6 protein-coding genes and 2 pseudogenes are annotated in these 8247 nt (G+C 62.2%); 5 read left to right on the top strand and 3 right to left on the bottom strand.

Annotated elements, in window-relative coordinates; genetic code table 11:
* Positions 1-2933: MMPL/RND family transporter (locus ACLQI9_RS26460; RefSeq protein WP_442392402.1), on the top strand; the 2933-nt coding region annotated here is incomplete at its 5' end.
* On the opposite strand, the gene ACLQI9_RS26455 is transcribed toward ACLQI9_RS26460, so the two are convergent.
* Both ACLQI9_RS26455 and ACLQI9_RS26450 read right to left on the bottom strand, forming a co-directional pair.
* Entirely contained in the window at positions 2908-3324 is a 417-nt protein-coding gene (locus ACLQI9_RS26455) for a DUF302 domain-containing protein (protein ID WP_442375905.1), read from the bottom strand. The two genes, ACLQI9_RS26460 and ACLQI9_RS26455, sit on opposite strands and share 26 nt — an antisense overlap.
* 29 nt (positions 3325-3353) lie before the next feature.
* The gene (locus ACLQI9_RS26450; protein ID WP_442375906.1) at positions 3354-3623 is read right to left on the bottom strand and encodes a metal-sensitive transcriptional regulator; all 270 of its coding nucleotides are present in this window, start codon (positions 3621-3623) and stop codon (positions 3354-3356) included.
* Positions 3624-3717: 94 nt separating this feature from the next.
* On the opposite strand from ACLQI9_RS26450, the gene ACLQI9_RS26445 reads away from it, so the two are divergent.
* From ACLQI9_RS26445 to ACLQI9_RS26435, 3 genes and pseudogenes are all read left to right on the top strand, one after another.
* Positions 3718-4098, top strand: coding sequence for a carboxymuconolactone decarboxylase family protein (locus ACLQI9_RS26445; RefSeq protein WP_442375907.1), 381 nt, complete (start codon positions 3718-3720; stop codon positions 4096-4098).
* Between the two features lie 44 nt (positions 4099-4142).
* Positions 4143-4359 (top strand): annotated as a pseudogene (locus ACLQI9_RS26440) (thioredoxin family protein); the annotation flags it as partial.
* Positions 4360-4562: 203 nt separating this feature from the next.
* The gene (locus tag ACLQI9_RS26435; protein ID WP_442375908.1) at positions 4563-5288 is read left to right on the top strand and encodes a peroxiredoxin; all 726 of its coding nucleotides are present in this window, start codon (positions 4563-4565) and stop codon (positions 5286-5288) included.
* A gap of 12 nt (positions 5289-5300) precedes the next feature.
* Here the strand turns inward: ACLQI9_RS26435 and ACLQI9_RS26430 are convergent, their stop codons facing one another.
* Entirely contained in the window at positions 5301-6770 is a 1470-nt protein-coding gene (locus ACLQI9_RS26430; protein ID WP_442375909.1) for an HNH endonuclease signature motif containing protein, read from the bottom strand.
* A 225-nt stretch (positions 6771-6995) separates the two neighbouring features.
* Here ACLQI9_RS26430 and ACLQI9_RS26425 point away from each other — a divergent pair.
* Positions 6996-8247: pseudogene (locus tag ACLQI9_RS26425) on the top strand (ornithine decarboxylase); the annotation flags it as partial.

The raw sequence follows: 8247 nt of genomic DNA, 5'->3' as shown, positions 1-8247 counted from the left end.
AAGCCCGCCCGAAATTCATGCGGTTCGTCCGCAGGTTCGCCGTGCCGATACTCATTGCGTGGCTGCTGCTGACCGTAGCCTTGAACGTGCTTGTGCCGCCGATCGAGTCGGTCGCGCGAAACCACGCGGTGACAATGTCGCCCCAAGATGCGCCGGCGATGATCGCCGCGAAACGCATTGGCGCACAGTTCCACGAGTCGAATTCCGACAGCATCGCGATGATCGTCTTGGAGAACGATAAACAACCCGGCGAGGAAGCACATCGCTATTACGACGGCTTGGTGAAAGAGCTGCAGGCCGACCCCAAGCACGTGCAGCATGTCCAGAACGTGTGGGGAGATCCGCTCACTGCCGCCGGTGCCCAGAGCCGGGACGGCAAAGCAGCTTATGTCCAACTCAATCTGGCCGGCAACCAGGGCAGCACCCTGGGAAACGAGTCCGTCAAAGCGGTACGCGAGATCGTCGACAAATCAGCGCCGCCCAAGGGGCTCAAGGTATACACCACCGGTCCGGCGGCGCTGACCACGGACATGAACGAGGCCGCCGACAAAAGCATGTTCAAAATGATGGGCGTGACGGGCGTGGTCATCATGATCATGCTCTTCATCGCCTACCGTTCCATCAGCACGGTGCTTCTGGTCCTCGTCACGGTCGGTTTCGAGATGGGCACGGCCAGAGGGCTTGTCGCGCTTCTTGGGAACTATAATTTGTTGGGGTTCTCGACATTCGTCGTCGCGATGCTGTCCTCGTTGGCGATCGCAGCGGGAACGGATTACGCGATCTTTCTCATCGGTCGCTACCAGGAGGCTCGTCAGGCCGGCCAGGATCGAGAAACTGCCTATTACACGATGTTCCGCGGCACCTTTCACATCATCTTGGGCTCGGGGCTGACGATCGCCGGCGCGACGTTCTGCCTGCACTTGGCGCGACTGTCGTATTTCAAGGCGCTTGGCATTCCGTCCGCGCTGGGGCTGATCGTCGTCGTCGCGGGAGCACTGACCGCGGCGCCGGCCGTTGTCGCCGTGGCCACTCGGTTTGGCTTGCTCGACCCCAGACGGATGATCAAGACGCGCGGGTGGCGGCGCATCGGCACCGCTACCGTGCGCTGGCCCGGTCCGGTGTTTGCGGCTTCGCTGGCCATCGCCGTCGTCGGCATCCTCATCATGGCGAGCATGAAGATCAGCTACAACGACCGCTTCTACATACCCCGCAACCTGCCATCGAATGTCGGATATGCGGCCGCAGAGCGCCACTTCACCGCCGCCACAATGAATCCCGATATCCTCATGATCGAGAGTGATCACGACATGCGGAATAGCGGCGACATGATCATCCTGGACAGGCTCGCCAAAGACGTCTTTCGTTCGCCGGGAATCGCCATGGTGCAAAGCATCACCCGGCCATTGGGCGGCCCGATCGAGCACACCTCAATACCTTTCCAGATCAGCGCCCAATCGATCCCGATCCGGGAAAACCTTCAATTCATGAGGGACCGGACAGCCGACATGCTCACGATGGGCGACGACCTCGGTTCCATGATCGGGTCGATGGAGCGCATGCGGGACTTGATGGGTCAGATGAGCAGCACGACTCATCGCATGGTCGGCGATATGCACGACATGCAGTCCACGCTGGACGAGATGAGAGACCATCTGGCGGACTTCGACGATTTCGCGAGACCGTTCCGCAGCTATTTGTACTGGGAACAACACTGCTTCGACATTCCCGTCTGCTGGGCGGCCAGGTCGGTGTTCGAGGCGATCGACGGTGTGGACAAGTTCAGCGACAACATGAGCACGCTGATCAAGGACATGAACAACATCGACGCGATATTGCCGCAGATGCTCGCCCAGTTCCCGCCGATCATCGCCGTCGCAAAGTCCATGCAGGGGACCCTGCTCACCATGCACAGCAGCTTCTCGGGACTGGTCACGCAAATGGCCCAGATGACCGATACGGCGAGCGCGATGGGCCAGGCCTTCGACGCCTCCAGGAGCGGCGACTACTTCTACCTGCCGCCGGAAGCGTTCCAAAACCCCGACTTTCAGCGCGGTCTGAAACTTTTCCTATCGCCGGACGGCAAGGCCGCGCGGTTTATCATCACCCACGACGCCGACCCGGCGACTGCGGCGGGCATTTCCGCCGTCAAGCCGGAGCTCAATGCCGCGCATCAAGCGGTCAAGGGAACGGCACTCACCGATGCCAGGTTCTACCTCGCCGGAACGGCGGCGATATACCGCGATATCCAGTCGGGCTCCCAATACGACTTGCTGATCGTGGGAATCGCGGCGCTGACGTTGATTTTCGCCGTCATGCTGATCATCACCCGGGCTTTGGTGGCTTCACTGGTGATCGTCGGCACGGTGTTGCTCTCGCTGGGTGCTGCCTTCGGGCTCTCAGTGCTGGTGTGGCAACACATTTTCGGCCTGGACTTGAACTGGATCGCGCCGGTGTTCGGGCTGATCATTCTGCTGGCCGTCGGATCTGACTACAACCTGCTGCTTGTCTCGCGGTTCCAGGAGGAAATACGCGCGGGATTGAAGACCGGGATCATCCGCTCCATGGGCGAAACGGGCGGGGTTGTCACCGCGGCGGGCCTGGTGTTCGCCTTCACCATGATGTCCATGGTCGCCAGTGACCTGCGTTCCATCGGCCAGGCCGGCAGCACAATCGGCCTCGGACTGCTGTTCGACACCCTGATTGTGCGCTCGCTGATGACACCATCGATCGCCGCGCTGCTCGGACGCTGGTTCTGGTGGCCCCAACGAGTGCGGCCACGCCCGGCCAGTTACATGCTTCGGCCCTTCGGACCGCGTCGACTGGTGCGATCCCTGTTGCTGGGCGAGGACGCGGACGCGGCGACTACGAGGCTGCCGGGACTGTCCGGTAACGGTTCAGGGTCGCAAGCTACTTCGCCTCAACCGTCTGGTTGAGTGCGTTGATGGCGGCTTTCAGCTTGGCTGTGGCCTGATCGGCGACGTCGCGCAGTCCTGGCTGGTCGACGACCCGCACCATGATTTGCGGATCCATTGCTTCCACAAGAACCGTGTCGCCTGGCGCATCGGGATCGGTGCGCACCACGACGTTGCACGGCAACAACTGGCCGATCTGGCGATCCACGTTCAGCGCGCGATGCGCGAGGGATGGGTTGCAGGCGCCGAGGATCAGGTAATTCTCCATGTCCTCCCCCAGCTTTTGTTTCAGCGTGGCCTTGACGTCGATCGTGGTCAGGACGCCGAAACCCTGCTCGGCCAGAGCCCGGGTAGCCTGCTCGACGGCTTGCTCGAAAGAGGTGTGCAACTTAGCAGTCAGTCCGAATGTCATTGTCATACCTTGTCGTTGATGTCGATGGCTCACGCCAGAGCCAGGAATAACTTCTCCAGCTCGGCTTCGGTCAGTGGCGGCGCACCGCTTGCGCTGCTACCGGCGACGCACTCTCGAAGACCCGTTGCGACGATCTTGAACCCGGCTCGGTCAAGTGCGCGGGACACCGCCGCGAGTTGGGTCACTACGTCCTTGCAGTCACGTCCCTGCTCGATCATCGATATCACTCCGGCGAGTTGTCCCTGAGCTCGCCGCAGTCGATTGAGCACCGCAGCGATGCTGTCCTCGTCACCAGTCATTTTCCCTCCATGTCCTGTTGCAGCCATGTTACCCCCTGGGGTATGTGGCCGGCCAACCTAGAATACCCCGTGGGGTATCGCTATAGTAGTAGGCATGAGCGAACACACCCACCATCACGACGTACTGACCGACCTCAACCCCAAGCATCGCGCGCTGCGCAAGATGATCCCCGACGTGTACCGGGGATTCGCCGAGATGAGCAACGCCGCGCTGACCCCCGGCGCCTTGGACAGGAAAACTAAAGAGCTCCTCGCGCTGGCCATCGGTGTCGTGGCGGGGTGCGACGGCTGCGTAGCCTCACACGCCCAAGCGGCGGCCCGGGCGGAAGCCACGAAGGAGGAGGCGGCGGAAGCCATCGGCGTCGCCTTTCTCATGCACGGCGGGCCGGCCACCATTTACGGTGCCCGCGCTTACGACGCCTTCTGCGAATTTGCCGACGCGCAACCTGGCGCGGGATCGGCATCGTCCGACTGAGCTGCCGACTGCCCTATCCCCACAACAGCGAGAGGATGCGAAGGATGTCCGTAAAAGACCTCGCCATTGCCGATTTCGAATCGACGATCCTTGGCAACCCGATCATGCTGGTCGACTTCTAGGCTCGGTGGTGTAGCCCATGCCGAGCATGTCATGCATGCCAAGGTCAACACCGAAGCTGAGCAGGAATTGGCTGCGATCATCGGTATCCGGTCCATTCCGACCGTCATGGCGTTCCGTGACGGGGTGCTCGTCTACAGCCACCGTGCGCGACCAGACCGCCGACAAAAAGGCCGCCGCCAAGGCTCAGCAGCCCAACGATTCTCACCATGATCGCGCATGGAGCGCACGGACTTACCCGATCCGGTGACCAACGGCCCTATGCACTAGCGCATGGCGCGTTGCATTCTCCAAGTGGGCTTATATGTGAAACCCGTTGTGTTTCTATGTGAAGGACGGTTGCTATGACCACCACCACCGAAGCGGCTTGCGCCACAACGCCCATGCCACGAATCGGCGATCCAGCACCTGCGTTCACCGCTGTCACTACGGAGGGTCAAGTCAACTTTCCCGCCGACTACCGCGGTAAATGGGTCATCTTTTTCTCTCATCCGGCCGATTTCACTCCCGTTTGCACAACGGAATTCATGACATTTGCCTCGATGCAGCAACAGTTCGCCGCGTACAACACCGAACTTCTGGGACTATCCGTCGACGGGCTCTACAGCCACATCGCCTGGCTGCGCAGGATCAAAGAGAAGATCGCCTTCCGTGATCTCAAAGACGTCGAAGTCACTTTCCCCGTAATCGAAGACGTTTCGATGAACGTCGCTATGAAGTACGGGATGATCATGCCGGGCGAGGCTTCAACCAAGGCGGTGCGTGCGGTCTTCGTTATCGACCCCAAGGGCACCATCCGCGTCGTTATCTACTACCCACTCAGCCTTGGACGCAACTTCGGCGAACTGCTGCGCGTCGTCAAGGCCTTGCAGACTGCGGACCATTTTGGCGTCGCAACTCCAGCGGACTGGCAACCTGGTGAGCGCGTTATCCTCGCGGCGCCCAGCTCATCCAGCGCTGCAGAAGCGCGCATGGAAGGAAGCGCTGACGGCATCGAATGCACGGACTGGTTCTTGTGCACCAAAGAGCTCTCCGCTGACGAGGTCGAATCTGCTATTCGAGTCGCGTAGGAGGCTTGAAGCCTAAAAGGGCGGCGGGTCGTTGCAAGCTGCGATCCGGGCAGCCTCTCGGGCCGCTTGCGCAGCGATGCGGGCTTCGTTGATTCCACGCTCCCAGTTGTTGCGAGCGGCGCGGTCGGCGGATCTCGTCTGCCGGCGGGCTGGCATCATGAGTCCGCGGTTTGCGGTAGTCGAAGGCGTCCACGTCGGCAACATCAACTTGCCTGTCGGAATGGCCAACGCGGGAAAGAACAGGCTCCCAACGGGTTTCGTGGTGTAAGTGTGGCCGGTTGGCGATGTCCAGATCACCGTGCCGTCGGGTTCTTGACGATCGCGCCAACCATTGACCCCGCTATAGAAGGTTTTCAGTAGATGATGAATTCTACAGAGCAGCTTGAGGTTTGACGGATGCGTGGGGCCTAGCGGCCAAGGCACGGTGTGGTCGATGTCGGCGCACTCAGCCGGGCGATCGCAACCAGGGAACCGGCAGGTCAGGTCCCGGCAGCGAATGAAATCGGCCAACGCCGCAGACGGCCGGTACCGCGGTTCGGGCGCACAATCCTTCGGCTGGACCACCGGGCGTAATTTCGCCGAGGTCGTCAGCTGCCGCACCGCCTCCGCCGACAACCCGCCGAAGCCCGGCACGTAGCCCGGAGCCGTCGAGTCGCCGCTGACTGTGGCAGCGTCGGCCAGCACGTGGATGACGACATCCCCGACCGTGGCGCCCTGATCGGCCGCTGGACAGTCCGACGACCCGCAGGCGCAGGCCATCGCGGTAGCCCGCGCCGCCAGGGCAGACAACGCGTCGGCGCGGCGCTGTGCTTTGGTACGCGGGTCGGCAGAACAAACCGTAGCCGCGAGCTCGTCGAGCCGTCGGTCAAAAGCCAAGGCATCGGGCGCCCTGACGTCACCCCATATCTCGGCCATCCCGGAGTGCAACGGCGAGATGCCGATGTGGCGATTTTCCTCGGTTTCCCGCGCCAGCCGCACCGCCGTCGGCTCCAACCGCTGGATCCAGTAGTCGACGACCTCAACGATTTTGCTGTAGGACCGTCGGCTCCAACGCGACGCGTCACGGGCGAGCCAGCCGTCCAGCCGGGTCAAGGCATCGTCATCGATCATGAGCTCGGTGCGAAAAACCACCGCGGAGATCACTCGAAAGTCCACGTCACCGGCGGCGAATAAGGCACCTAACTTCGGCAAGCGTTCCGCGAGCGCCAACCCGTATCGCAATTGGCCGGCTGCCCGGCCGCGACTGATTCCCTGCGCGGCGGCCACTTCGGCGGCCACTTGCTCCCAACCGTCGACGCACCACTGCTCACGCTCGTCGGCGTCTTGCTCAGCCAGCCGGCGGTGATATAGCTCGGCCGCGGCGGCGAACTTGCGCGCGATGACCGCCGACTCCAGCCGTGCGGCGTCTCGCATCACCTCCACCAGGCCCGCGTCGTCGAGTCCGCACACGGCCTGAAGATCCGGCAGCGCTGCATCGAACATGCTTTCGATTATGACTCGTCGGTCCGACGTCCCGACCGGCCAGGGGGGCCTACTGTGGATGAATTGCTCACTGTGGATAACCGGTTGAGTCATCACGAAATCGCCTGCTCACGCCCAATAGTGTCACCTGCTCCCGCTGTCACGCGACGGACGCGGCATTGTTTGTTTTCTGGTCACCAAGGGGCGGGCTGGGTCTGCGAATCTTCACTCGACGAAAGGGCCTCCATGACGGAACATTTGCGCGCTTACAACAGTCTGTGGCAGGTCCGCAGCGACTCGTGGTGCCGGTTGGAGGAGGCCGCTGACCGGCTGACGCGCCCGGACACCGCGGGAGCGTTAAAGGAACAGTGTGTGAACGGCTGCCAGGAGTTACTGACGCGCCTGAGCACGCTGGAGCCCTACTGGGCCTACCCCGGCTCTCCCCAGTTCGCGCGGATTCAACGGCTTTTTGCTGCCGGCAGCTACGACAAGTTCGCACAAGCGGTGGCGCAGGTCAACCGCGCCCTGACCACGGAGTCGTACCGCACCGGTGACGTCGACAACGCCGGTGCCGACGAGCTGGACATGTTTCCGTCCGATCCGCGTCAGCTCGAGCGTCAGACAGAAGCAGAGCGCGACCGCCCCTACTTCGAGGTGCTCGTCGTCGAGAAGATGACCGAAGACCAGGAACGGGTGCTGCGCAACGAGGTTCGCAAATGGCGACGCCCCGACGACGAATTCGTCTACGAGCTCGTGGTGGTGTCCAGCGGCGACGAGGCTCTCATCGCGGCGCGGCTCAACGTGAACCTGCAGGCCGTGGTGATCCGGCGGCGCTTTTCGCACCAATCGACCCGCGATCTGTCAACCTTGTCGGAGTTCGTCGACACTGGGGTGTCGCACGAATTGGCCGATCATTATTCGCCCGAGGAACGCGCACAAATCCTCGCCACATCCATGGCGAAGTTACGCCCCGAGCTCGACCTCTACCTGATGACCGAGATCGAGGTGGAGGACATCGCCGGGCGCCTGGGTCAGTACTTCCGCAGGGTGTTTCACGCCCGGGAAGGCATGCTCGAGTTACACCTGTCGATCTTGCAGGGCGTGGAGGCGCGCTACCGCACCCCGTTCTTCAGCGCGCTCAAGCAGTACAGCCACCGGCCGACGGGTGTCTTTCACGCCCTGCCGATTTCGCAGGGCAAGTCGATCGTCAATTCGCACTGGATCAAGGACATGGTCGGCTTCTACGGCCTGGAAGTGTTCATGGCCGAGACGTCGGCGACGTGCGGCGGTCTTGACTCGCTGCTGGAGCCGACCGGTCCGCTGCGTGAATCCCAGCAGCTCGCGGCGGAAGCGTACGGCTCGCGGCATACCTACTTCGTCACCAACGGAACATCGACGGCTAACAAGATCGTCACCCAGGCGCTGGTGGCGCCCGGCGACATCGTGCTGCTGGACCGCAACTGCCACCAGTCGCACCACTACGGCATGATGATGGCCG

This window comes from Mycobacterium sp. (assembly GCF_052143115.1).
Taxonomy (GTDB): Bacteria; Actinomycetota; Actinomycetes; order Mycobacteriales; family Mycobacteriaceae; genus Mycobacterium.
The sequence above is the reverse complement of the archived record's forward strand: the minus strand, read 5'-3'. Positions and strand labels throughout refer to the sequence as shown.

Coding starts and splice junctions, on each gene's coding strand:
- ACLQI9_RS26430 (WP_442375909.1), bottom strand. CDS start 6,770: ATGTTCGATGCAGCGCTGCCGGATCTTCAGGCCGTGTGCGGACTCGAC.
- ACLQI9_RS26435 (WP_442375908.1), top strand. CDS start 4,563: ATGACCACCACCACCGAAGCGGCTTGCGCCACAACGCCCATGCCACGA.
- ACLQI9_RS26450 (WP_442375906.1), bottom strand. CDS start 3,623: ATGACTGGTGACGAGGACAGCATCGCTGCGGTGCTCAATCGACTGCGG.
- ACLQI9_RS26445 (WP_442375907.1), top strand. CDS start 3,718: ATGAGCGAACACACCCACCATCACGACGTACTGACCGACCTCAACCCC.
- ACLQI9_RS26455 (WP_442375905.1), bottom strand. CDS start 3,324: ATGACATTCGGACTGACTGCTAAGTTGCACACCTCTTTCGAGCAAGCC.